25 protein-coding genes, 1 pseudogene and 1 riboswitch are annotated in these 22,244 nt (G+C 61.3%); of the genes and pseudogenes, 11 read left to right on the top strand and 15 right to left on the bottom strand.

Annotated elements, in window-relative coordinates:
- Positions 1–9: 9 nt before the first annotated feature.
- A complete protein-coding gene (rutG, locus tag DFO52_RS09660; RefSeq protein ID WP_029742095.1) occupies positions 10–1,332 on the top strand; it encodes a pyrimidine utilization transport protein G in 1,323 nt (440 codons plus the stop codon).
- Here the strand turns inward: rutG and DFO52_RS09655 are convergent.
- The gene (locus DFO52_RS09655) at positions 1,320–2,243 is read right to left on the bottom strand and encodes a DMT family transporter (RefSeq protein WP_133550264.1); all 924 of its coding nucleotides are present in this window, start codon (positions 2,241–2,243) and stop codon (positions 1,320–1,322) included. The two genes, rutG and DFO52_RS09655, sit on opposite strands and share 13 nt — an antisense overlap.
- A gap of 117 nt (positions 2,244–2,360) precedes the next feature.
- A complete protein-coding gene (locus tag DFO52_RS09650) occupies positions 2,361–2,531 on the bottom strand; it encodes a general stress protein (protein ID WP_023311077.1) in 171 nt (56 codons plus the stop codon).
- A gap of 390 nt (positions 2,532–2,921) precedes the next feature.
- Between DFO52_RS09650 and wrbA the strand changes: the two genes are divergently transcribed.
- Together wrbA and DFO52_RS09640 are read left to right on the top strand one after the other, a co-directional pair.
- Complete coding sequence (gene wrbA, locus DFO52_RS09645; protein ID WP_023311076.1) at positions 2,922–3,518, top strand: NAD(P)H:quinone oxidoreductase; 597 nt, start codon at positions 2,922–2,924, stop codon at positions 3,516–3,518.
- Positions 3,519–3,538: 20 nt separating this feature from the next.
- Positions 3,539–3,766, top strand: coding sequence for a YccJ family protein (locus DFO52_RS09640; protein WP_008499832.1), 228 nt, complete (start codon positions 3,539–3,541; stop codon positions 3,764–3,766).
- 33 nt (positions 3,767–3,799) lie between these two features.
- Here DFO52_RS09640 and agp read toward each other — a convergent pair whose 3' ends face one another.
- Positions 3,800–5,041, bottom strand: a complete 1,242-nt coding sequence (agp, locus tag DFO52_RS09635) for a bifunctional glucose-1-phosphatase/inositol phosphatase (RefSeq protein ID WP_133550262.1) — start codon at positions 5,039–5,041, stop codon at positions 3,800–3,802.
- A gap of 152 nt (positions 5,042–5,193) precedes the next feature.
- On the opposite strand from agp, the gene DFO52_RS09630 reads away from it, so the two are divergent.
- Together DFO52_RS09630 and DFO52_RS09625 are read left to right on the top strand one after the other, a co-directional pair.
- Positions 5,194–5,637 carry a helix-turn-helix domain-containing protein gene (locus DFO52_RS09630; protein WP_121931227.1) on the top strand — a complete coding sequence of 148 codons (444 nt, stop codon included), beginning with the start codon at positions 5,194–5,196 and terminating at the stop codon, positions 5,635–5,637.
- 125 nt (positions 5,638–5,762) lie between these two features.
- On the top strand, positions 5,763–6,557 hold the full coding sequence (locus DFO52_RS09625) for an SDR family oxidoreductase (RefSeq protein ID WP_133550260.1): 795 nt from the start codon (positions 5,763–5,765) through the stop codon (positions 6,555–6,557).
- Between the two features lies 1 nt (position 6,558).
- Here the strand turns inward: DFO52_RS09625 and DFO52_RS09620 are convergent, their stop codons facing one another.
- A complete protein-coding gene (locus DFO52_RS09620; protein WP_023335206.1) occupies positions 6,559–6,918 on the bottom strand; it encodes a helix-turn-helix domain-containing protein in 360 nt (119 codons plus the stop codon).
- 100 nt (positions 6,919–7,018) lie between these two features.
- Here DFO52_RS09620 and DFO52_RS09615 point away from each other — a divergent pair, with 100 nt between their 5' ends.
- A complete protein-coding gene (locus DFO52_RS09615; protein ID WP_133550258.1) occupies positions 7,019–7,768 on the top strand; it encodes an SDR family oxidoreductase in 750 nt (249 codons plus the stop codon).
- 1 nt (position 7,769) lies between these two features.
- Here the strand turns inward: DFO52_RS09615 and DFO52_RS09610 are convergent, their stop codons facing one another.
- A complete protein-coding gene (locus DFO52_RS09610; RefSeq protein ID WP_133550256.1) occupies positions 7,770–8,273 on the bottom strand; it encodes a DedA family protein in 504 nt (167 codons plus the stop codon).
- 159 nt (positions 8,274–8,432) lie between these two features.
- Positions 8,433–8,602, top strand: a riboswitch (M-box (ykoK) riboswitch).
- 60 nt (positions 8,603–8,662) lie between these two features.
- Here DFO52_RS09610 and DFO52_RS09605 point away from each other — a divergent pair.
- Positions 8,663–9,664 (top strand): magnesium transporter, encoded by a 1,002-nt coding sequence (locus tag DFO52_RS09605; protein ID WP_029741838.1) that lies wholly within the window; start codon positions 8,663–8,665, stop codon positions 9,662–9,664.
- A gap of 43 nt (positions 9,665–9,707) precedes the next feature.
- Here DFO52_RS09605 and hpxK read toward each other — a convergent pair whose 3' ends face one another.
- The 7 genes from hpxK to hpxU form a co-directional block, all read right to left on the bottom strand.
- Positions 9,708–10,946, bottom strand: coding sequence for an allantoate amidohydrolase (hpxK, locus tag DFO52_RS09600; protein ID WP_121931223.1), 1,239 nt, complete (start codon positions 10,944–10,946; stop codon positions 9,708–9,710).
- Positions 10,943–12,184 carry an alanine--glyoxylate aminotransferase family protein gene (locus DFO52_RS09595; RefSeq protein ID WP_023335201.1) on the bottom strand — a complete coding sequence of 414 codons (1,242 nt, stop codon included), beginning with the start codon at positions 12,182–12,184 and terminating at the stop codon, positions 10,943–10,945. The genes hpxK and DFO52_RS09595 overlap by 4 nt, the downstream gene beginning before the upstream one ends.
- 13 nt (positions 12,185–12,197) lie before the next feature.
- Complete coding sequence (locus DFO52_RS09590) at positions 12,198–12,935, bottom strand: amino acid ABC transporter ATP-binding protein (RefSeq protein WP_023327069.1); 738 nt, start codon at positions 12,933–12,935, stop codon at positions 12,198–12,200.
- Positions 12,916–13,572: an amino acid ABC transporter permease gene (locus DFO52_RS09585; protein ID WP_071789398.1), complete on the bottom strand. Its 657-nt coding sequence runs from the start codon at positions 13,570–13,572 to the stop codon at positions 12,916–12,918. The genes DFO52_RS09590 and DFO52_RS09585 overlap by 20 nt, the downstream gene beginning before the upstream one ends.
- Entirely contained in the window at positions 13,572–14,237 is a 666-nt protein-coding gene (locus tag DFO52_RS09580) for an amino acid ABC transporter permease (RefSeq protein WP_029741842.1), read from the bottom strand. Before DFO52_RS09580 ends, DFO52_RS09585 begins: the two co-directional genes overlap by 1 nt.
- A gap of 4 nt (positions 14,238–14,241) precedes the next feature.
- Positions 14,242–15,024 carry a transporter substrate-binding domain-containing protein gene (locus DFO52_RS09575; RefSeq protein ID WP_023311064.1) on the bottom strand — a complete coding sequence of 261 codons (783 nt, stop codon included), beginning with the start codon at positions 15,022–15,024 and terminating at the stop codon, positions 14,242–14,244.
- Positions 15,025–15,215: 191 nt separating this feature from the next.
- Entirely contained in the window at positions 15,216–16,055 is an 840-nt protein-coding gene (hpxU, locus tag DFO52_RS09570) for a MurR/RpiR family transcriptional regulator HpxU (RefSeq protein ID WP_023311063.1), read from the bottom strand.
- A gap of 142 nt (positions 16,056–16,197) precedes the next feature.
- On the opposite strand from hpxU, the gene hpxW reads away from it, so the two are divergent.
- From hpxW to hpxZ, 4 genes are read left to right on the top strand one after another with little or no spacing between them, the layout of a single operon-like run.
- Positions 16,198–17,781, top strand: coding sequence for an oxamate amidohydrolase (gene hpxW, locus DFO52_RS09565; protein WP_133550254.1), 1,584 nt, complete (start codon positions 16,198–16,200; stop codon positions 17,779–17,781).
- A 10-nt stretch (positions 17,782–17,791) separates the two neighbouring features.
- Entirely contained in the window at positions 17,792–17,980 is a 189-nt protein-coding gene (gene hpxX, locus DFO52_RS09560) for an oxalurate catabolism protein HpxX (protein WP_121931218.1), read from the top strand.
- Positions 17,977–19,374, top strand: a complete 1,398-nt coding sequence (locus DFO52_RS09555; protein WP_133550252.1) for an AtzE family amidohydrolase — start codon at positions 17,977–17,979, stop codon at positions 19,372–19,374. The genes hpxX and DFO52_RS09555 overlap by 4 nt, the downstream gene beginning before the upstream one ends.
- Positions 19,371–19,757 (top strand): oxalurate catabolism protein HpxZ, encoded by a 387-nt coding sequence (hpxZ, locus tag DFO52_RS09550; protein WP_133550250.1) that lies wholly within the window; start codon positions 19,371–19,373, stop codon positions 19,755–19,757. Before DFO52_RS09555 ends, hpxZ begins: the two co-directional genes overlap by 4 nt.
- 69 nt (positions 19,758–19,826) lie before the next feature.
- On the opposite strand, the gene puuE is transcribed toward hpxZ, so the two are convergent.
- The 3 genes and pseudogenes from puuE to DFO52_RS09535 form a co-directional block, all read right to left on the bottom strand.
- Positions 19,827–20,726: an allantoinase PuuE gene (gene puuE / locus DFO52_RS09545; RefSeq protein ID WP_233457922.1), complete on the bottom strand. Its 900-nt coding sequence runs from the start codon at positions 20,724–20,726 to the stop codon at positions 19,827–19,829.
- Positions 20,644–21,518: pseudogene (hpxA, locus tag DFO52_RS09540) on the bottom strand (allantoin racemase). Before hpxA ends, puuE begins: the two are co-directional and overlap by 83 nt.
- Positions 21,518–22,234, bottom strand: a complete 717-nt coding sequence (locus DFO52_RS09535; RefSeq protein WP_010429412.1) for a GntR family transcriptional regulator — start codon at positions 22,232–22,234, stop codon at positions 21,518–21,520. The pseudogene hpxA and the gene DFO52_RS09535 overlap by 1 nt, the downstream one beginning before the upstream one ends.
- Positions 22,235–22,244: the final 10 nt, after the last annotated feature.

Here is a 22,244-nt window from a genome sequence, read left to right as displayed (position 1 = left end):
AGACAGACCATGTTCGGATTTCCCCACTGGCAGTTGAAATCGACCTCCACAGACGCAGGCGTGGTCGCGCCGGATGAACGCCTCCCGCTCGGGCAGACGATGGTGATGGGCGTTCAGCACGCGGTCGCCATGTTTGGCGCCACGGTGCTGATGCCGATGCTGATGGGACTGGATCCCAACCTCTCTATTTTGATGTCGGGTATCGGTACCCTGCTGTTCTTTTTCGTCACCGGCGGGCGCGTGCCCAGCTATCTCGGCTCCAGCGCCGCCTTTGTCGGGGTGGTCATCGCCACCACCGGATTTAACGGCCAGGGGATCAACCCCAACCTGAGCGTGGCCCTCGGCGGCATCATCGCCTGCGGTCTGGTGTACACCCTGATTGGTCTGGTGGTGATGAAAATCGGCACGCGCTGGATCGAGCGAATGATGCCCCCGGTCGTGACGGGCGCCGTGGTGATGGCGATAGGCCTCAATCTCGCCCCGATTGCGGTCAGGAGCGTCTCCGCCTCGCCGTTTGAAAGCTGGATGGCGGTGATCACCGTGCTTTGCATCGGCCTGGTGGCGGTGTTCACGCGCGGCATGATCCAGCGTCTGCTGATCCTGGTTGGGCTGATTGTCGCCTGTCTGGTCTACGCCCTGCTGGCCAACGTGTTCGGTCTGGGAAAGCCGGTTGATTTTACCCTACTGCATCAGGCCGCCTGGTTTGGCCTGCCGAAGGTGACCTCGCCCACCTTTAACACCCAGGCGATGATGCTTATCGCACCGGTGGCGGTGATCCTGGTAGCAGAGAACTTAGGCCACCTGAAGGCGGTTGCGGGAATGACCGGGCGCAGCATGGATCCGTACATGGGCCGCGCGTTCGTCGGTGACGGTCTGGCGACCATGCTCTCCGGTTCCGTAGGCGGCAGCGGCGTCACCACCTATGCTGAAAACATCGGCGTGATGGCGGTGACCAAGGTCTACTCGACGCTGGTCTTCGTGGCGGCGGCGGTGATGGCGATGCTGCTCGGCTTCTCACCAAAGTTCGGCGCGCTGATCCACACCATTCCGTCACCGGTTATCGGTGGGGCATCGATTGTGGTGTTTGGGCTGATCGCCGTGGCCGGGGCGCGCATCTGGGTGCAGCATCGAGTCGATCTCAGCCAGAACGGCAACCTGATTATGGTGGCGGTCACGCTGGTGCTGGGCGCGGGCGATTTTGCCCTGACGCTTGGCGGGTTTACGATTGGCGGGATTGGTACGGCGACCTTCGGCGCGATCCTGCTTAACGCCCTGCTGAGCCGCCGGATGGCCGCCGCGCCGCAGGGCGCCGTCGTGCATCAGGATTCCTGATTTAACGCCGCGCTGTCATTTTCTGGCAGCGCGTTCTTCTTCCGTTTGAGTTTTAACTCGCTCACCAGCACCCCGGCGACAATAAATGCCGCGCCCACCAGCGCCAGCAGCGGCAGACGCTCACCTGCAATACGTCCGAAAATCCCCGCCCAGACCGGTTCGCCGGTATAAATCACCGTCGCGCGGGTTGGCGATACGCTGCGCTGCGCCCAGTTCATGGTGACCTGAATAATGGCGCTGAAGATACCCAGCCCCAGTGCGACCACCACCAGGCCGGTGGACATCGGCGGCACGGATTCCCCTGCCGGCACCATCGTCGCAAACGCCACCAGCGACGCCGTGGCGAGCTGTACCACCGTCACCCGCTTAACGTCGACCTTGCCCGCCCAGGCGCTAATCAGAATAATTTCCGCCGCAATAGCAATCGCCCCAATCAGGGTGATGATTTCGCCCGGCCCCAGCGCCAGCAGGTTATTTTCCGGCCCGGCCAGTAGGATCAGACCGATAAACGCCAGCACGATGCCAATACAGGACATCAGGCCCGGAATTCTGCCGAGGCAGAGCCACTGCAATAGCGGCACCAGCGGTACATACATCGCTGTGATAAACGCGGATTTGCTGCTGGAAATGGTCTGCAATCCCCACGTCTGCAGGCTATAGCCCATCGCTATCGCCACGCCAATCGCCACGCCGGCCTTAAGCTCTGTAAGCGTCAGCCCCCGCAGCGTTTTAAGCGAAATCAGCCCTACGGCAAGCGCCGCCGTCGCAAAGCGCAGGCCAACAAAAAAGAACGGATCGCTGAGGGTCACCGCGTACTGAACGGCCAGAAACGTACCGCCCCAGAACATGGTGATGAGAATGAGGATGGCTTCCTGCGGTTTTACGGAGAATTTGAAGCGTGAGACAGACATGCGGCACTCGCGGTTAAGATCAATTCCCTAGTGTGCGTTGCCTTTGGTTACAGTTCAATGTTGCAGAAATAAAAAAACCGCCGGGAGATCCCGGCGGCAGGGGTTCAACCCGGCGTGTTACTTACTGCTGCCGTGGCTGTTTTTGCCCCCTTTCTTGCCAGCTTCAGATGCGCGTTGCGGGTCATTCTTGAAGTTGCCCCCGCTATGCTGGCCACCTTTACGGCCTGCTTCTGATGCTCTTTCACGGTCTTCTGCGAAATTACCTGAACCACCACGATGGTTTGCCATCTCTAACCTCCAGAATGTGAAACATTAGACATCATATTGCATTCAGTAAAAGAGGAATCTTTCACCTCGCAACACAAGGACAGTGCCTTTATCTGTGCCGCGTGAAACTAAGCTTAGTGGAATGCCGCTATCCGGCAAGCCGCAGGTAATATTCTGCAACATGAACTCAGCCTTTCGGGTGAGATGACGCGACGGGGATGCATAAGCCTTTCTTATCATTTCAAAAGTCCGCCGCCAAAAAGTTGTATCATTTTGCTACAACGCCTTTTTGTAACCATATTGTTATAAATCAAAGAAATGCCGTTCATTTTTGCAGTCTGGCTGTGATGGCATATCTTTAAAAGAACGCAGCGATCCGCTGTCAGAAAAACCAACGAGGAGTGATGCAAAATGGCAAAAGTTCTGGTGCTCTATTATTCCATGTATGGACACATTGAAACCATGGCTCACGCGGTAGCAGAAGGTGCGAACAGGGTTGATGGCGTTGAGGTTGTGGTGAAACGCGTACCGGAAACCATGCAGGCGGAAGCCTTCCTGAAAGCCGGGGGGAAAACGCAAAACGCTCCGGTCGCCACCCCGCAGGAGCTGGCGGACTATGATGCCATTATCTTCGGCACCCCGACCCGCTTCGGCAATATGTCAGGCCAGATGCGCACCTTCCTCGATCAAACCGGCGGACTTTGGGCATCCGGGGCGCTCTACGGCAAACTCGCCAGCGTATTCAGCTCTACCGGCACCGGCGGCGGTCAGGAGCAGACGATTACCTCAACCTGGACTACCCTTGCTCATCACGGGATGGTGATTGTGCCGATTGGCTACGGCGCCCAGGAGCTGTTTGACATTTCCCAGGTGCGTGGCGGTACGCCGTACGGCGCAACCACCATTGCCGGTGGGGATGGCTCACGTCAGCCAAGCAATGAAGAACTGTCTATCGCCCGCTATCAGGGTGAATACGTCGCGGGTCTGGCCAAAAAACTGAACGGCTAACACCCAACAGGAGGACAAGCATGCCAACTCAAGAATCCAAAGCTCACCACGTGGGCGAATGGGCAAGTTTACGCAACACCTCTCCGGAGATTGCCGAAGCTATCTTTGAAGTCGCGAAGTACGATGAAAAGCTGGCCGAGCAAATTTGGGAGGAAGGTAACGATGAGGTGCTGGTGCGCGCCTTCGAAAAAACGGATAAAGACTCGCTCTTCTGGGGCGAGCAAACCATCGAACGTAAAAACGTCTAAGCGTTTCCCCCCGCCGCAGCGGGGGGTTCTCCTTTACTTCGCCGCGTTATTCATTACCGCATTGAATTTATCGACAGGACAGAAGCCGTTCGCATCCACCGGGCAGCCTTTCAGCTCCAGCGTCACGCGCTGCGCGGGCGACTGAAGCGACAGCACGCTGGCATTACGCAGCTGCTCTGAACTCTGGTAGACATACTCGATTTTCATCAGCTCCTGATTGGCGTTTTTGTCATGCCAGCGCTGGAAGACAATCTTGCCGCCAATCGGGGTGCGCTCCTGCTGGTCGTTCAGCTGATACGGTTTGAAATCCAGGGCCGTCAGCAGGGAAGCAATGTTCGAGTCGTGCCCCACCAGCAGGGTGATTTTCGGCGATTTTGCCTGTTCGGTGACCAGCGTTTTATCAATGTACTTCACCAGCGGCTTCGCCACGTTTTGCGCCACTTCCGTGGAGGTAAACAGCGAATCCTGATAGCCGTTCTTCAGCTTCGACAGCACGCGCCACTGCTGGTCGGTTTTGATTTCGCCCCAGGCCACCTGGTCGGCCGGGAAGCCTTCGTAATACTGCAGCGTGAACGCGTCCACCAGCGAGTTACCCACCTTCAGCGGCCCGGATACGCCAGGCTCTTTTTCATAGTCGGCGCTGAAGGTATCTTTCGCATCCGCCAGCGAGCAGACCTTTTTCTCCTTGCAGGACGGAGAATCGGCGTAGTTCGTCATCTGCTCAAGCAGCTTATAGCTTTCGGTAAGCTGCATTTTCTGCCGCTCGGACTCCATCGCCTTCAGCGCTTTTTCGCGGAATTCCGGCGAGTTATCGGTAATCACCGGATTAAAGGTCGGATCCATGGTGCCCATTTTTTCCTGATGGTGCACGGGAACGTCGCAGCCCGGGAACGCGCCGGTGATGAAGAACTGCGCGGTCGCGACGGTACGCTGCAGGCTGTTGGCGTAAGCATAAACGCTATCCGCCGCTGGGCACTCTCCCGTCTTCACCATCCCCTGCTGCGCCAGCCACTCGCGCATGTAATGGCCCATATAGACTTCCAGCACGCCGCCCTTGGTGGTGAGCTGACCGCCCGGCACCTCCCACTCCGGCCACTGCTTCGGCGTGGACTGCTCCAGCACGCTGCCGTTATTGGCGAGCGGCGCGCGCAGGTTATGGCGACTCATGATTAAAACTTGCTCCAGCTGATACCCTTCCGGCGTCTCTTGCGCCTGCACGCCAAACGTTGCTGAAATGGAACCGGCGACTGCCAGCGCGAGTAGTGCTTTTCTCATCCCTAATTCCTCACTCGTTTTAAAATGTCGCGCTCAGTGTGACAGATTGGTGACAATTTTCCGGGAAGCATTTCTCAAACTGATGATTAACGTGCTTACGGTGTGTACCAATAAGTTTTATAATAAAACTACACCCTACCGGAGAATTGACCGTGAAACGTACCCGCCTCGAAGAGAGCACCTGCCCCGTCGCCCGTTCGCTGGATATCATCGGCGACTGGTGGTCGCTGCTGATCGTGCGCGACGCGCTGCGCGGGATTAAACGCTTCGGCGAGTTCCAGAAAAGTCTCGGCATCGCGAAAAACATGCTGACCACGCGGCTGAAACTGCTGGTCGACGAAGGCATCCTCCGGCTTCAGCCCGCGTCCGACGGCAGCGCCTGGCAGGAATACGTCCTGACAGACAAGGGGCGTGCCCTGCAAACGGTGCTGGTTGCCCTCTCCCAGTGGGGCAATGAATTTTTGTTTGCGGATAACGAATGCGGCACCGTGCTGGTCGATGCTGAACAGCGCAAACCCCTGCGCAAGCTGGCGCTTATCGCCGACGATGGGCGCGAACTGACGCCTGAAGAGATCGTGGCAAAACTTCCCTCCTGATCGTAACCGACGGCAAAAGCACAAAATGCTCAGCAAAATGGTTGCATTATAAAACCAAATAGCAGAGAGTTTATTCAGTTTCATCTTGAAACCAAATAACCCACTTTGCCTTGAGGTAACACACGATGACTACGCAAATCACCACCGCCCTGATTACGGGTGCCTCTTCCGGGATTGGTGCCGTTTATGCCGATCGCCTTGCCGCGCGCGGCGCTAACCTGGTGCTGGTCGCCCGTCGCGAAGATCGCCTGAAAACCCTCGCTGCCGACCTGCGCGCGCGCTATGGCGTAGCCGTCGATATTCTGGTGGCCGATCTCACCGACGAGACCGGGATCCGCGCCGTGGAAGAAGAACTGCGCAGCAATACCGCCATTGATACGCTCATTAACAACGCGGGCACCGCGCAGATGGCACCGTTCCTCGCGGGCGAGGTGGCGCAGCATCAGGCCATTAACACCCTGAACACCACGGCGCTGATGCGTCTGACCTACGCCATCCTGCCGCGCCTGGCGCAGAACAATCGCGGCACGCTGATCAATATCGCGTCCGTGCTGGCACTGCACGTCCGGGCGGGCAGCGCGCTCTACAGCGCCACCAAGGCGTGGGTTCTGAGCTTTACCCGTGGGTTACAGGAAGAGTTTGCCGACAGCAGCGTGCGCATTCAGGCCGTGCTGCCCGCCGCCACGGCGACGGAAATCTGGAGCCATTCGGGCGTCACGGTAAACGATCTGCCGGAAGGATCGGTGATGACCACCGGCGATATGGTGGATGCGTCGCTGGCGGGTCTGGATCAGGGTGAACCGATCACCATCCCGCCGATGCACGATGCCGGCCTGTGGGATCGGTACGAAGCGGCGCGACTTGAGCTATTCAACAGCGCGCGCACCGGCATTCCGGCACCGCGCTACGTAAAACAGTAGCCTATCGCTCTAGCTGGTCGCCGTACTCGCTCATCCAGGCGGCCAGCGGGGAGAGTGCGTCCTGCAGGGTTAGCCCCAGCTCGGTGATTTGATACTCCACGCGCGGGGGGATCTCCGGGTAGACCGTCCGCGTCACCAGCCCGCGCTGCTCAAACAGGCGCAGCTGCTTCGTCAGCTCTTTCTGCGTGATGGGGGCAGCGGCCCGCAGCAGATCGCCAAAGCGTACGGGCGTGTTGAACACAATCAGGCGGTAGAGAATGGGGATCGCCCATTTACCGGAAATCAGGTTCACAAACTGCGTCATCGGGCAGGTATACGCCTCAGATTTTTTTTCACAGCACACCTCCAGCATTTCTGCCATAGCACACCTCTTGCCTCGTTAGTATCCATTTGGTACCTGGTTTCCTTTCGATACTAACGTTTCTATAGTGCTTTCTCCAGAGACATTTCAGGAGAAGAACATGGGTCGTTTAACAGATAAATATACGCTGATTACCGGCGGCACCAGCGGCATCGGTCTTGCCACCGCGCAGGCGTTTATCGCCGAAGGCGCGCGCGTCGCCGTGACCGGACGCAACCCGGACACCCTCGCCGAAGCAGAACGTATTCTTGGCGATAAGGCCTGGGTGATCCCGACCGATGCGGGCGATATCGCGTCGCAAAAAGCGCTGGCGGAAACCCTCGCCGCCCGCTGGCCACGCCTCGACGCGGTGTTTCTCAACGCGGGCGACGTGACGCACGCGCCGCTGGAAGCCTGGCAGGAGGATGCCTGGGACCGCCTGATGGACATCAACCTGAAGGGACCGTTCTTTTTAATTCAGGCGCTGCTGCCGCTGCTGAATAACCCGTCGTCGGTGATCCTCTGCGGCTCCGTGAGCGCGCGCATCGGCCTGCCCACCAGCAGCGTGTATGCCGCGAGCAAGGCCGCCCTGCTGTCGCTGGCGCGCACGCTGTCGGCGGAGCTGCTGCCGCGCGGGATCCGCGTCAACGGTCTGAGCCCCGGTCCGGTGGAAACCCCGGCGTTTACGAAGACGGGCTTAAGCGACGAGGCGCTTAACGCGATGATGGCGGAGATCATCAAGCTGGTGCCGCTCGGCAGAATGGGCTCGACGACGGAGCTGGCAAAAGCCGCGCTCTATCTGGCGTCCGACGAGTCGAGCTACACGGTGGGAACGGAGCTGCTGGTGGACGGCGGAATGGGGAGTTTGTAACTCAAAAGGCGCTGATGCCGGTGACGATGCCGACATACAGCGCCGCCCATGTGCAGGCGGAAAGCAGGCTGACGGCGTAGACCTTGACTGCATTCAGCCTGAGCATCCCCGCCGCCAGCGGCACGATGTAGCGCAACACCGCCAGAAAACGCGACGTAAAAAGCACGATGACGCCGTTCTTTTGCAGCTGATGCTGTACCCGCAAGAACTTATCGGCATGCTTTGAGGTAAAACGCGTGACCAGCCGGGTATGCCCCATCAGCTGGCCGATATGGTAATTCAGCACCGAACCCGCCGCTGCCCCCAACACCACGGCCAGCCACGCCTGCGCAGGATGCATGCTCGCCTGGCTGACGGTAATGCCCGCCAGCAGCATCACCGAGGCGGGCGGCAGCACGGAGGAGACTAGCACCGTCGATTTACTCAGCGCCATCACAAATAACAGCGCGAAAAGATGTGCCGGATACAGCGCAAAATGATTCAGCAGATTATCAAACCACGCCATTCTCCCCTCCTCCGTTGGTTATTTAATCCTCCATTAGAAATGAATTAACTTAAATAAACCCTCAACATTTTATTAATAAAAATCGTCTAAACCGTTCTTAAACATTATTTAATTTCCTGAGCGGTAAATTTAAATAAGCGTATTATTCCTCTCGTTTTACAACGATCTCGTTATGGCGAGGCTCCTGTACAAATACACGTTATCGCTCTGGTAGGTTCGAGAGAACCGACACAGGGTAAAACAGGCACTGTCGAATCAAGGCTTTGTCAGTATAACTTCCCTCGCGGGATACGGTGTACAGTGCTGAACCCAGGACGTGGGGATCTCCTCTTCGACATGCCCTGTCTTGCTCGCCCCTGAGAGATGTTATTATTCAAAGGGAATTCACTATGTCTTACGCTATTCACAACCAGAACCTGGCATTCAATGACAGCGCCATCGCGCAATATATGAATACCGATTTTATTGTCCTCGATATTTCATTATGCGTGGCGCTGGCGCGCGAGCAATTCTTCGAAAAATTAAAAGACGACGATATTCCGTCTCATATTTTTATTGAAGACAATGGCCGCCTGGCGGGCATGATTGCCGTACGTAAATTGCTGCAAACCGCCGATACGGTACAGCCGGTGAAATCGCTGATGATTTCGCAGTTTTTGCAGGTCAAACCGGAGGATGAACGTGCCGACGTTGCCGGACTGCTGGCGCACGGCGGCGCGGACGTGGTGCCAGTGGTCACCCACGGCAAGCTCGTCGGCTGCCTGACCGAGCGCGAAATCGCCCATCTGCTGGAAGATGACGTCACCGAAGACGCCCAGCTTCAGGGGGCAACGCTGCCGCTGGAGAAGCCCTATCTGGACACCAGCCCGTACAGCCTGTGGAAGAAACGCTCCGTCTGGCTGCTGCTGCTGTTTGTCGCGGAGGCCTATACCAGCTCGGTGATCCAGCATTTTGAAGAGGCGCTGGAGTCCGCTATCGCGCTGGCGTTCTTTATTCCGCTGCTGATCGGCACGGGCGGCAACAGCGGGACGCAGATCACCTCCACGCTGGTACGCGCCATGGCGCTGGGGGAAGTCCGTCTGCGCGACGTGGGCCGCGTGCTGCGTAAAGAGATGACCACCTCGCTGATGATTGCCGCCACGCTCGGTATCGCAGGGTGCATTCGCGCCTGGATGATGGGGATTGGGCTGGAAATCACGCTTATCGTCAGCCTGACGCTGGTGTGCATAACGCTCTGGAGCGCGATCGTGTCGTCCGTCATTCCGATGGTGCTCAAGCGCTGCGGCATTGACCCGGCGGTCGTCTCCGCGCCGTTTATCGCGACGCTTATCGACGGCACCGGGCTGATTATCTACTTTAAGATCGCGCAATATACGCTGGGGCTGGAGTAACGCTGACCTTGCCGGGTGGCGCTGCGCTTACCCGGCCTACAATTTAACACGGGCCACTGTCGGCCAGCGTTCTTACCGCCAGCCCAAACGCCTCAATCGCCAGGGCGACATCTTCAGCCATCACCGATTCCGCCGGATGATGGCTGACGCCTTCTTTGCAGCGCACAAACAGCATGCCGACCGGCCAGCGTTCCGCGATGGCAATCGCGTCGTGGCCCGCACCGCTGGGCAGCGATAGCGAGCGACCCTGTACCGATGTGACGGCCTCCCCCAGCACGTTTTGCAGGTGGATATCGCACGGCGTGGCGGCAATGCGGTAAAACTCCTCGGCGCTGAAGTCCAGACCGCGGCGCGAGGCGATCGCCTGCGCATGTTCCAGCAGGTCGTTAAGCAACCGATCCAGCGGCGCATCCTGCGGCCCGCGAATATCCAGCGAGAGCTGAACCTCTCCGGGGATCACGTTCACCGCCCCCGGCAGGCAGCGCAGCTCGCCAACCGTCGCCACCAGGTTGCCGCCCTGCTGTCGGGTAGCGTTTTCAATAATAACCATCCACTCGGCGGCGGCGGCCAGCGCGTCCCTGCGGTGGTGCATCGGCACGGTTCCCGCGTGACCGGCCTCGCCGGTGAAGCGGCAGTTCAGACGACGCGCGCCGTTAATGGCTTCCACCACGCCAAGGGCGAGCGCCTCCTGCTCAAGGCATGGCCCCTGCTCAATATGCAGCTCCAGATAGGCGCTGAAATCCTCCTGACGGCGCGCGGCATGCAGCACGCGGGCAGGATCGAGCCCCACCAGGGTCATCGCCTGCGCCACGCTGATTCCGCTGGCGTCGGCTTTTTCCAGCCAGCCCTGCGGCCAGGTGCCCGTCAGCCCCCGGCTGCCTAACAGCGTAATGCCGAAGCGGGTCCCCTCTTCGTCGCAAAAGCCGACAATCTCGATGGCCTGCGCCAGATGCACACCCTGCTGGTGCAGGCTGTCCACCACCTCAATGGCGGCAAGCACGCCGAGCATACCGTCGTAGCGCCCGGCGTTGCGCACGGTATCCAGATGCGAGCCGAGCAGCACCGCCTGCGCCCCTTCCTGCGCACCCTCATAGCGACCGCAGATATTGCCCACGCTGTCCTGCCAGACGGTCATTCCCGCCTGGCTCATCCACTGCCCCACCAGCTGGTTGGCCTGCAGATGCTGGGTTGAGAGATAAACCCTCGTCAGCGCATCCGGGGTTTCGCTGATGGCGGCCAGCGCGTCGGCGCGCGCCATCACCCGTTCAGCCGCCGGGCTCATTGCGGCGTCTCGCGGCGATAGTGGTCCCACGCGGCCTGCATGGCGGCCCCCTGCGTGGTGGTGAATTTCAGGTAGTTCAGCACCGACTCCAGCGCGCTCAGGGTGGTCATCACGCAGTCTTTGCGCGCGTTGTAGCCCATGGTGCCAATGCGCCACACTTTGCCGTGCAGCGGACCAAACGAGGTGCCGATTTCAATCCCGAAATCCTCCAGCATCAGCTTACGCACCTGGTCGCCGTTGACGCCCTGCGGGATAACCACGCCCAGCACGTTGTTCATCTTGTGCTTCAGGTCGCCGAAGGTCTCCAGCCCCATCGCCTGGATCCCCTTCAGCAGCGCATCGCCGTGCAGCTTATGACGCGCGATGCCGTTATCCAGCCCTTCCTGCAGGATCAGCCGCGCGCATTCGCGGGCGCCAAACAGCGCGGTCGTGGCTTCGGTGTGGTGGTTCAGGCGCTCCGGCCCCCAGTAGTCCATCACCATGCCGAGATCGAAATAGTTGGAGTAGATCATCTCCTCGTCGCCGTCGCGGTGAGCGTCGGTGCGAATGCCCTCCTCAACGCATTTGCGGCGGCGGATCGCCTCCTCCATGCGCGCGCTCAGGGTGATCGGCGACGTGCCCGACGGGCCGCCGAGGCACTTCTGCATCCCGGCCGAGACGGCGTCCAGCCCCCAGTCATCGGTCTCCAGCGCGTTGCCGCCGAGCGACGCGGTGGCGTCGGTGTAAAACAGCACGTCGTAGCGGCGGCAGATGGCGCCAAGCTCGGCGAGGGGCTGCAGCATGGTGGTGGAGGTGTCGCCCTGCACGGTCAGCAGCAGGCGCGGGCGAATACGCTTAATCGCATCCTCAACCTGGTCCGGGGTAAACACCTCGCCCCACGGCACCTCGATGGTATGCACCTCGGCGCGGCAGCGGCGGGCAATTTCGCACAGCAGGTGACCAAAACGGCCAAAGACCGGCACCAGCACCTTATCTCCCGGGCGAATGGCTGAGACCAGAATGGCTTCAATTCCCGCGCGGGAGGTGCCGTCCACCAGCATCGTCCAGCGGTTCTCGGTGCGAAACACCCCGCGATAGAGCGCCATCACCTCGTTCATGTAGTGGGTCATGGCCGGATCGTACTGGCCGATCAGCTGGCTCGACATGGCGCGGAGCACGCGCGGGTCGGCGTTGATCGGGCCCGGCCCCATCAGCAGGCGCTGGGGCGGGTTGATTTGCGGAAAGCGTGCGATATCCATTGTTTAGTCCTTATCAGTTGAGGCCGCGCACGGAGGAGATGAACTGCTTCAGTTCCGTGGTCTGCGGGTTGGCGAACAGCGTTTTGCTGTCGCCCTGCTCCCAGACTTTCCCCTGGTGCATAAACACCACGCGGTCGCCCACTTCGCGGGCAAAATTCATTTCATGGGTAACCAGTATGAGCGTCATCCCCTCGGCCGCCAGCTGCTCCAGCACCTTGAGCACTTCGCCCACCAGCTCCGGGTCGAGCGCGGAGGTGATCTCGTCACAAAGTAAAACTTTCGGCGACATCGCCAGCGCCCGGGCAATCGCCACGCGCTGCTGCTGGCCGCCGGAGAGGCTCGACGGGTAGTAATCCAGACGATCGCCTAAGCCGACCTTCTCCAGCATCTGCTGCGCCAGCGCCCGGCATTCGGCGGCGCTTTTCTTCAACACCCGACGCGGGGCGAGCATCACGTTTTCCAGCGCCGTCATGTGCGGGAACAGGTTAAAGCTCTGGAACACCATCCCGACCGAGCGGCTGATTTCCCGCGCCTGAGAATCCCGATCGGTAATGGTCATGCCGCCCAGCTTGATGCTGCCGTCCTGATAGCCTTCGAGTCCGTTGATGCAGCGCAGCAGCGTGCTTTTGCCCGATCCGCTGCGTCCGATAATGGAGATCACCTGGCCCATGTCGATATCCAGATCGACGCCCTTGAGCACGTGGTTATCGCCGTAGTATTTCTGCACCTGATTAATGGTGATGAGAGGCATTGAATTTCGTCTCCAGATAGCGGCTGTAGCGCGACAGCGGATAACACAGAATAAAGTAGCCGAGTGCCACCAGCGCAAAGACCTTAAACGGCTGATACGTCACGTTGGTCAGCATGGTCCCGGCCTTGGTCAGCTCGATGAAGCCGATAATCGACGCCAGCGCGGTACCTTTAATCACCTGCACGGCAAAGCCGACCGTCGGGGCGATGCCGATGCGCAGCGCCTGCGGGGCGACCACGCGAAACAGGGTCTGGCCGAAGGTCAGCCCCAGACAGCGCGAGGCTTCCCACTGCCCCTTGGGCAGCGCGCGAATGCTGCCGTTCCAGATATCGAGCAGAAACGCGCTGGTGTAGAAGGTGAGCGCCAGCGAGGCGGCAGTCCACGGCGAGACGTCGATGCCGAACAGCGCCACGCCGAAGAAGGCCAGAAAAAGCTGCATCAGCAGCGGCGTGCCCTGAAACAGCTCAATATAGCCGCGGATGATGCGCTTCACCGCGCGCCCGCCCGTCAGGCGCAGCAGCAGGAGCGGCAGCGTCACCGCCGCCCCGCCGACGAACGCCACCAGCGACAGCAGCACCGTCCAGCGTCCGGCCAGCAGCAGGTTGCGAATAATGTCCCAGTCGGTAAAGGTGGTCATCATGCCTGCACCCCCAGCCATTTGCGTCCTGCCGCCATCATCAGCTGGCGCAGGGTAATCGACAGCGCTAAGTAAATGCCGGTTGTCACCAGATAGACCTCAAAGCTCAGAAACGTTCTGGACTGGATCAGGTTGGCGGCGAAGGTCAGCTCTTCATACGAGACCTGCGACACCACCGACGAGCCGAGCATCACGATGATGCACTGACTCACCAGCGCCGGGTAAATGCGCTGCAGCGCGGGCGGCAGCACCACGCGGATAAAGGTCTGCAGGCGGGTCAACCCCAGCACGCGTCCGGCTTCCCACTGCCCTTTCGGCGTGACCTGAATGCCCGCGCGGATAATCTCGGTGCTGTAGGCGCCCAGGTTCACCACCATGGCCAGCAGCGCCGCTTCCCCCGCCGTCATCTTCAGCCCGAGATTCGGCAGGCCGAAGACGATGAAAAACAGCTGCACGACAAACGGCGTGTTGCGGATGATTTCCACGTACGCGCCCCAGATCCGGCTGAACCAGGTGGTGCGTCCGCTGCGGATCGCCGCCCCGAAAATCCCTATCGCCAGCCCGCCGACGGTCGCCATCACCGTCAGCTGAACGGTGACCCACAGCCCCGCCAGCAGCTCCGGCCAGTGCGGCCAGAGCGCGGAGAAATCAAGTTGCTCCGTCATCGGCTCAGGCGCCAAGGTTTGCCGGCAGCGGGGCCTTCAGCCATTGCTCAGACAGGCCGTTCAGCGTGCCGTCCTTGATGCCCTGCTCAATCAGCGCATCCACTTTTGCCTTCAGGGCCGGTTCGTTTTTCTTCAGGCCAATAAAGCACGGCGAATCTTTCAGCATAAAGCTCGGCACCGGGGCTTTATCCGCGTTCTGGCGCGAAATAGCCGCCACCACCAGGTTGCCGGTTGCCACGTACTGCACCTGTCCGGAGAGGTAGGCGGAGAGCGTGGTGTTGTTATCTTCGTAGCGCTTCACGTCCGCGTCTTTCGGCGCCAGGCCGGTCAGCACCATGTCCTCCACCGCCCCGCGCGTCACGCCGATAGTTTTTCCGCTCAGCGCGGCGGCGTCCTTCAGCTCGGCCCCTTTCGGACCAAACACGCCGAGGAAGAACGGCGCGTAGGCGCGGCTGAAGTCGATCACCTTCTCGCGCTCCGGGTTTTTACCGAGGCTTGAAATGACCAGATCCACCTTATCGGTTTGCAGGTACGGCACGCGGTTGGCGCTGGTCACCGGCACCAGCTGCAGCTTGAGCTTCATCTGTTTGGCCAGATAGCGCGCCATGTCGATGTCATAGCCCTGCGGCTGCAGATCGGTCCCCACCGAGCCAAACGGCGGGAAGTCCTGCGGCACGGCAATGCGAATGGTGCCGCGCTTCTCGATATCCTGAAGCTGGTCAGCCTTTGCCGGCAGCTGCGTGAAGAGGCATGCGGCCCCGGCCAGTGCAATCAACAATTTTTTCATGGTGCTTCCCCGTAACGTTAACATGAAACAAAAGATTCTTTGAATGTGATTTTGCAACTAATGTGCCAGATAAGGCGAAGCGGGGAATATTCTTGTAGAGCCTGATAAAACGCGGACGGGGCGAAAATATTCTCCATTTTCGCCCCGTCAGACTGCACCATTTTAATGCAAAGCACCAGCCTGATGCCCCATTATCGCTGTTCGAGTTCGTCCAGCTGCTGGTAGAGGGAGGCAATTTCGTGAATGCGCGGACGGCCTTTATCGAGAATTTCATGCAGAAAGGCATTCGCCAGCAGGTTGATCAGGCTGTTGACCGAGGAGTAGCTGTCATAGGCCGAGACGCTGTCCAGCGGGGCGCAGAGCTGCCAGCTCGCCAGCGGAAACAGGCTGTGCGCCTGCGGCTCGCACATCAGCAGCACCGGAATGCCGCTGCTCTGAAGCTGCTGCATCAGCGGGCGGATAATGCGCGGGCGGCGGCGAAAGGCCATCATGACTACCAGATCGTCCGGCGTTAAATCCACCAGCTCTTCGCCCAGGCTCTGCCCCGGCTGCGGCAGGACCAGCACCTGACCGCGCGCCTGCAGCAGCTGCTGGCGCAGGTGCAGCGCCGCCGGATAGGCGTTACGCATGCCGATAATGACGATGCGCCGCGCCTTCACCATGCAGGCCATCGCGTCGGCAAACTGCTGCGCGTCGAGGGCATTGACCCACTGGGTCAGGTTCGCCATCTCCTGCTTATAGTGGCGCGCCAGCAGCGTATTGCCCTGCACCGCGTCGCGGTTATCGGTGAGCGGCATCCCGCTCTGGCGCAGGGTGCGCAGCTCGTCGCGCATGTCCTTATATTTCTCATAGCCCAGACGCTTAAACAGACGGCTGACCGTGGCTTTCGACACCCCGCTCAGCTGCGCCAGCTCGGCGCTGTTGTAGCTAATCAGATCGTCAAAATGATCGAAAATAAAATCCGCCACCCGCTGCTCCTGCGGCGACAGCGACGGGTACTGTGCTTTCAGACGTTCATCCAGTTGTTCCATAGCGCCTCTGTAACTTTTGTTTCATCACATTTTTCCTTTCATTCTACCTTTCATTATACGTGCCAGTTTACTGAAACTTTTCTTTCAGAACTGGAACAGCTTTTGCAGCACCTTGTGACTTTCAGGGTTACGAGGACGCTTCATGCAAAGTAATGTCTCCACGCACGGCATGGCCGTTGCGCCCCACCATCTTGCCAGCCAGAGCGCGCTGGCGGTGCTGCGCGAAGGCGGCAGCGCCATAGAGGCAATGGTCGCCGCGGCGGCCACCGTTGCCGTGGTTTATCCGCACATGAACGGGCTGGGCGGCGATGGCTTCTGGCTTATCGTGCCGCCGGAAGGCGAACCTGTCGCCATTGATGCCAGCGGCGCGGCGGGATCGCGCGCAACGCTCGCCGCCTACGACGGGCTGGCGCATATTCCCCACCGCGGCCCCCGCGCGGCGCTGACCGTCGCCGGCACGGTGAGCGGCTGGGACGAGGCGCTGAAGGTCTCGCGCGAGATGACCGGCAAGGCGCTGCCGCTGGCCCGCCTGCTGGCCGACGCCATTGAGTACGCGCAGAACGGCACGCCGGTCACGGCCTCTCAGGCCCACGCCACGGCCAGCAAATTCGACGAGCTGAAGGACGTCCCCGGCTTCGCGGAAACCTGGCTGGTGGACGGTAAGCCGCCTGAGGTCGGGAGCCGCTTTTACCAGCCCGCCATGGCCACGACCCTGACGCGCCTGGCGGAGGACGGTCTGGACAGCTTTTACCGCGGCCCGCTAGCGGACGTGCTGGCGCACGGCATGGAGACGCTGGGCCTGCCCGTGACGCTGGCCGATTTACACGCGCACGCTGCCCGGCGCACCGCGCCGCTGAGGCTACAGCATCAGCAGGGGGAGATCTTTAACCACGCCCCGCCGACGCAGGGGCTGGTCTCGCTGGCAATACTCGGCATCACCGACCGCCTGAATATGGCGGAGGCCGACGACGCCGACACCGTTCACCGCATCGTTGAAGCCACCAAGCTGGCCTTTGGCCTGCGCGATGCCCACATCACCGACCCGCGCGAGCTGAAAACCGATATTCAGGGTCTGCTGGATCCCGCCGCTCTGCAGGCGCTTGCCGACAGGGTTGACGACGGCCGCGCCGCGCCGTGGGGCACCGGAAAAGGCCCCGGCGATACGGTGTGGATGGGGGTAATGGATAACAGCGGACTCGCCGTGTCGTTTATCCAGAGTATCTATCACGAGTTCGGCAGCGGCGTGGTGCTGCCCGACACCGGCATCGTCTGGCAGAACCGGGGCGCATCGTTCAGCCTCGATCCCAATCATCTTCTGGCCCTCGCGCCGGGCAAGCAGCCTTTCCATACCCTGAACCCGGCGGCGGCGCGTCTTAAGGACGGGCGCGTGATGGTCTACGGCTCCATGGGCGGCGACGGCCAGCCGCAAACCCAGGCCGCGCTCTTTACCCGCTACGCGATTCAGGGCGTGCCTTTACAGGAAAGCATTTCCCGCCCGCGCTGGCTGCTGGGGCGCACATGGGGACAAACCTCGGACACGTTAAAGCTGGAAGGCCGCTTTAGCGCTGAGACGGTCTCACGGCTTCAGGCACTCGGACACGAGGTGGAAATATTCCCTGACTTCAGCGAAGCAATGGGCCACGCGGGCGCGATTGTTCGCCACCCCAACGGGCTGTTCGAAGGGGCATTTGACCCGCGCAGCAACGGCGCGGCCGCCGGATTCTGAGGAGAAAACAATGACGACACCACAACCCGACTGGCAGGCTTATCTTGCGCAAATGGAGTCCGTGCTCGGCGTAGAGCTGGACGATGTCCGCCGCGCCGAGCTGCAGCTGCAGTTCAGCCGCATTGCCACCCTGGCCGCCCCGCTGATGGCGCTGCCGCTCGACGACCGTCTGGAGATCGCAGGAGTATACAAAGCATGAGGCTACACGAGATGAGTATCAGCGCGATCCAGCATGCGCTGAGCGCAGGCGAGCTGAGCGCTCGCGAGATTGCCCGCCAGACGCTGGAGGCGATTGCGCGCGTTAACCCGCATATCAACGCCTGGACCGCCGTGACGGAAGCACGCATGCTTGCCGAGGCCGAGAGCATCGACACCCTGCGCCGCGAAAAGCGCCCCCTGCCGCCGCTGGCGGGCGTGCCCTACGCGGTGAAAAACCTGTTCGACGTTGCCGGTCACACCACCCTCGCCGGGGCTGAGCTGTTCAGCCAGCGCCCTGCCGCGGCCGCTGACAGCTTCGCGGTGCGCCAGCTGCGCAGCGCGGGCGGGCTGCTGACCGGGATGGTAAATATGGACGCCTACGCCTACGGCTTCACAACCGAAAACAGCCACTACGGCACCACGCGTAACCCGCACGATCTGGCGCGCATTGCGGGCGGATCGTCCGGCGGCTCGGCCGCCGCCGTGGCCGCCGGGCTGGTGCATTTTTCGCTCGGCACCGACACCAACGGCTCGATTCGCGTTCCGGCCTCCCTGTGCGGCATCTACGGCCTGAAGCCCACCTTTGGCCGCCTGTCGCGATCCGGCAGCCATCCGTTTGTCGCGAGCCTCGATCATATCGGCCCCTTTGCCCGCCGCGTGTGCGACCTGGCGTCCGTGTACGACGCGCTGCAGGGCCGGGACAGCAGCGACGGTTTTCAGGCAGAGAGCTCGCGCGAGCAGACGCGCCCCCTGCTCGACCGCGGGCTCGACGGCCTGCGCTGCGCGGTGCTCGGCGGCTACTTCACCACCTGGTGCGACGCGGATGCCAGAGACGCCGTGGCGCGGGTGGCGAAGGCGCTCGACGTGCAGGATGAGCTGCAGTTCCCGGACGCCGAGCTGGCGCGCTCCGCGGCGTTTATCATCAGCGCCTCCGAAGGGGGAAACCAGTACCTGCCCGCGCTTCGCCGCGAGCCCGAGCGTTTTGAGCCGCACTCCCGGGAGCGCCTGCTGGCAGGCGCAATGATCCCCTCCGCCTGGTACATTCAGGCCCAGCGGTTTCGCGCGCACGCCCGACAGGCGTTTAAAACCCTGTTCGCGCAGGCCGACGTGCTGATCGCCCCGGCAACGCCGCGCAGCGCGACGCTCGCGGGTGAGCAAACCATGGAGATTAACGGTCAGCCGCTCCCCATCCGCGCCAGCATGGGGATGCTGACCCAGCCGATTTCGTTTTTAGGCCTGCCCGTGACCACCGTTCCGCTGCGCACCGCCCAGGGTGCGCCGATTGGCCTGCAGCTGATTGCCGCGCCGTTTAACGAGCAGGCCTGCCTGCGCGTCGCGCGCGTGCTGGAGGAGAGTGGCATCACCGATGCCCGTCCGGCGGAGGTGGCCGCATGATGAATCACGATGACATTAACCTGCCGTGGGTGGTTGCCGAGGTGACCGCCGCGTTTTACCGCTATGAAGACGCGCTGGTCAGCAACAACGTTGCGGTGCTGGACGAGCTGTTCTGGCACGACAAAAACACGGTGCGTCTGGGGGCGGGTGAAAACCTGTACGGGATTGATGAAATCCGCGCCTTTCGCGCGGCGCGCCCGTCCGCCGGGCTGCAGCGGACGCTGCGCCACACCGTGATTACCACCTTCGGGGAGGATTATGCCGTGTGCAGCACCGAGTTTACCCGTGAGGGCACGGAGCGCATTGGCCGCCAGCAGCAGACGTGGGTGCGGTTTGCCTACGGGTGGCGCATCGTGGCGGCGCAGGTGAGTTTGATGTTGTAACGCCACCGGGAATACGAGGTCCTGTAGGCCGGGTAAGGCGCAGCCGCCACCCGGCTAAACGCGGCACACTTATTTCTGAAACGGATGCACCTCCCGCCAGTGGTCGGCAATCTGCTGGCGGGTACAGACCCACACCCGCTCGTGCTGCTGCACGTAATCCAGGAAACGCTGCAGCGCGCGAAAACGCCCCGGCCGCCCCAGCAGGCGGCAGTGCATGCCGATGGACATCATCTTCGGCGCGCTTTCCCCTTCTTCGTACAGCACGTCAAAACTGTCCTTCAAATACGTATAGAACTGCTCGGCGGTGTTAAACCCCTGCGCGGTCGCGAAGCGCATGTCGTTCGCATCCAGCGTATACGGCACGATCAGGTGCGGTTTACGGGAGCCGTCGCCGCAGGCCACTTCCGTCCAGAAGGGCAGATCGTCGCCGTAGTAGTCGCTGTCGTAGTCGAAGCCGCCGTGCTCCACCACCAACTGGCGGGTGTTGGGGCTGTCGCGCCCGGTGTACCAGCCCGTTGGCGGCTTGCCGAACAGGTCGGTCAGCACCTGCACCGCCTTGTGCAGGTGTTCGCGCTCCTGTTGGATATCCATGTGCTGATAGTGGATCCAGCGCCAGCCGTGGCTCACCACGTCGTAATCAGCCGCCCTGATTGCCTCGACGATCTCCGGGTGACGCGCCAGCGCCATCGCCACGCCAAAGACCGTCAGCGGCAGGCCTCGCTTTTGAAATTCACCGTGGATCCGCCAGAACCCGGCGCGGCTGCCGTATTCGTAGAGGGAGTCCATCGACATGTGTTTATCCGGATAGCTGGCCGCGCCGATGATGTCCGACAGGAACTGCTCGGATCCGGCATCGCCGTGCAGAACGTGGTTTTCCGCCCCTTCCTCATAGTTGAGCACAAACTGCACGGCGACGCGCGCCTGATTCGGCCACCGCGCGTGCGGCGGGTTGCCCGCGTAGCCGCGCAGATCCCGCGGGTAATCCTGTTCAAAAAGCCCCATTGCCACCCCCAAAAATTAAAATGGATTCAGTGCCTGAAACTGTCCGCTTAACGCTTTTTTCTCCGGGAAGGCCAGATCCCCGTGCTTGCTGGTCGATAGCCCCAGCGCCACCAGCGATTCCACCATCTTCACCGCCGCGCTGACGCCGTCGATGACCGGCACGCGCAGCTCGCGCGTCAGCTCCTGCGCCAGGGTCGCCATGCCGCCGCAGCCCAGCACGATGGCGCCGCAGCCGTCCTCCTTCAGCGCCTGTATACAGCGCGCACGCACTTTTTCCTGCGCCAGACCGCTGCCGTCTTCCAGCGCCAGCACCGGGAGATCGATAGCGTGCAGCGCCGCGCACCTGTCCTGAAAGCCATACTGGTGCAGCAGATGACGGGCAATAATCAGCGTGCGCGGCAGCGTGGTGACCACCGAAAAGCGCGTCGCCACCAGCGTCGCCATATGCATGGCGGCTTCCGCAATGCCCACCACCGGCCCCTGCGCCAGCTCGCGCGCCGCCAACAGGCCCGGATCGCCAAAGCAGGCGATGACGTGACCGTCCACGCCCTGCTCTCTGCCGAGCCTGACCTGTTCGAGAACCCCCACGGCGGCGATGGCTTCATCAAAGTGGCCCTCGATAGACGGCACGCCCGCGCTCGGGCAGACCGCGAGGATCTCCGTACCCGGCGCCGCCACCGCGCGGGCCGCCGCGCCGATGGTTTCCGTCATCGCGAGGCTGGTGTTGGGGTTAATCACTTGTATACAGACAGAGGACATTACGACTCCTTGTGGCCGGCAAACAGCCGGGCAAAATCAGGCAGGCACTCGCCCGCCCGCTCAAAGCAGAGGCTGGCGACGATATGTTCAAAATGGTGCATTAAGGCATCGCTGAGCGGCTGGAGCGCCTTCTGGCGCAGCAGATCCACCAGCTGTTCGTGATCGTTGCAGCGGCACCCCTGACGCCACGGCGCGCCCCAGGTGGCAATCACCAGCGAGGAGCGCTGGCTCAGGCCGGTCACCATCTCCGTCAGCACCTGGTTGCCGGAGATGGCCTGCAGCTGAATGTGGAAATTGGCGGAGTGGCGGATCGCCGCCGGGCCGTCGTACGCCTCGTGCGCCTGCTGCTCCTGGCGAATGATGGCCTCCAGCGCGGCAAGGTGCGGCGGCTGGCAGCGGGCCAGCACGTCCGGCAGGTTGGCGACCTCCAGCAGGGCGCGGGTGCGGAAGATGTGCTGCGCCTCTTCCACCGTCGGGCTGGCGACGTGTGCACCACGCTTGGGCGTTAAGGTGACCATTTGCACAGCGGCGAGTCGCTGCAGCACCTTGCGGATGCCCGTGCGGCTTACGCCAAACACCTCGGCCAGCGCCTCTTCCGGCAGCTTGCTCCCCGGCAGCAGCTGATGTTCGACAATCGCGGTCATCAGCGCCTGAAAGATCGATTCATCTTTGTCATGCAGGTCTGGCGCGGTCTGCAGGGCGTTTATGTTGTTCATTCACCACTCC

Source organism: Enterobacter sp. AG326, assembly GCF_004362415.1.
Taxonomy (GTDB): Bacteria; Pseudomonadota; Gammaproteobacteria; order Enterobacterales; family Enterobacteriaceae; genus Enterobacter; species Enterobacter asburiae.
Note: the sequence above shows the minus strand (reverse complement) of the source record. Positions and strands in the feature narration are given on the sequence as shown.

Bases quoted from the DNA above. Each gene is read 5' to 3' on its own strand.
- DFO52_RS09655 (WP_133550264.1), bottom strand. From the start codon at position 2,243: ATGTCTGTCTCACGCTTCAAATTCTCCGTAAAACCGCAGGAAGCCATC.
- DFO52_RS09575 (WP_023311064.1), bottom strand. From the start codon at position 15,024: ATGAAAAAATTGTTGATTGCACTGGCCGGGGCCGCATGCCTCTTCACG.
- DFO52_RS09620 (WP_023335206.1), bottom strand. From the start codon at position 6,918: ATGGCAGAAATGCTGGAGGTGTGCTGTGAAAAAAAATCTGAGGCGTAT.
- hpxU (WP_023311063.1), bottom strand. From the start codon at position 16,055: ATGGAACAACTGGATGAACGTCTGAAAGCACAGTACCCGTCGCTGTCG.
- wrbA (WP_023311076.1), top strand. From the start codon at position 2,922: ATGGCAAAAGTTCTGGTGCTCTATTATTCCATGTATGGACACATTGAA.
- hpxZ (WP_133550250.1), top strand. From the start codon at position 19,371: ATGATGAATCACGATGACATTAACCTGCCGTGGGTGGTTGCCGAGGTG.
- DFO52_RS09650 (WP_023311077.1), bottom strand. From the start codon at position 2,531: ATGGCAAACCATCGTGGTGGTTCAGGTAATTTCGCAGAAGACCGTGAA.
- DFO52_RS09625 (WP_133550260.1), top strand. From the start codon at position 5,763: ATGACTACGCAAATCACCACCGCCCTGATTACGGGTGCCTCTTCCGGG.
- DFO52_RS09610 (WP_133550256.1), bottom strand. From the start codon at position 8,273: ATGGCGTGGTTTGATAATCTGCTGAATCATTTTGCGCTGTATCCGGCA.
- hpxK (WP_121931223.1), bottom strand. From the start codon at position 10,946: ATGAGCCCGGCGGCTGAACGGGTGATGGCGCGCGCCGACGCGCTGGCC.
- DFO52_RS09590 (WP_023327069.1), bottom strand. From the start codon at position 12,935: ATGCCTCTCATCACCATTAATCAGGTGCAGAAATACTACGGCGATAAC.
- DFO52_RS09535 (WP_010429412.1), bottom strand. From the start codon at position 22,234: ATGAACAACATAAACGCCCTGCAGACCGCGCCAGACCTGCATGACAAA.
- agp (WP_133550262.1), bottom strand. From the start codon at position 5,041: ATGAGAAAAGCACTACTCGCGCTGGCAGTCGCCGGTTCCATTTCAGCA.
- DFO52_RS09555 (WP_133550252.1), top strand. From the start codon at position 17,977: ATGAGGCTACACGAGATGAGTATCAGCGCGATCCAGCATGCGCTGAGC.
- DFO52_RS09585 (WP_071789398.1), bottom strand. From the start codon at position 13,572: ATGACCACCTTTACCGACTGGGACATTATTCGCAACCTGCTGCTGGCC.
- DFO52_RS09605 (WP_029741838.1), top strand. From the start codon at position 8,663: ATGTCTTACGCTATTCACAACCAGAACCTGGCATTCAATGACAGCGCC.
- DFO52_RS09615 (WP_133550258.1), top strand. From the start codon at position 7,019: ATGGGTCGTTTAACAGATAAATATACGCTGATTACCGGCGGCACCAGC.
- hpxW (WP_133550254.1), top strand. From the start codon at position 16,198: ATGCAAAGTAATGTCTCCACGCACGGCATGGCCGTTGCGCCCCACCAT.
- DFO52_RS09580 (WP_029741842.1), bottom strand. From the start codon at position 14,237: ATGACGGAGCAACTTGATTTCTCCGCGCTCTGGCCGCACTGGCCGGAG.
- DFO52_RS09595 (WP_023335201.1), bottom strand. From the start codon at position 12,184: ATGGATATCGCACGCTTTCCGCAAATCAACCCGCCCCAGCGCCTGCTG.
- DFO52_RS09640 (WP_008499832.1), top strand. From the start codon at position 3,539: ATGCCAACTCAAGAATCCAAAGCTCACCACGTGGGCGAATGGGCAAGT.
- rutG (WP_029742095.1), top strand. From the start codon at position 10: ATGTTCGGATTTCCCCACTGGCAGTTGAAATCGACCTCCACAGACGCA.
- hpxX (WP_121931218.1), top strand. From the start codon at position 17,792: ATGACGACACCACAACCCGACTGGCAGGCTTATCTTGCGCAAATGGAG.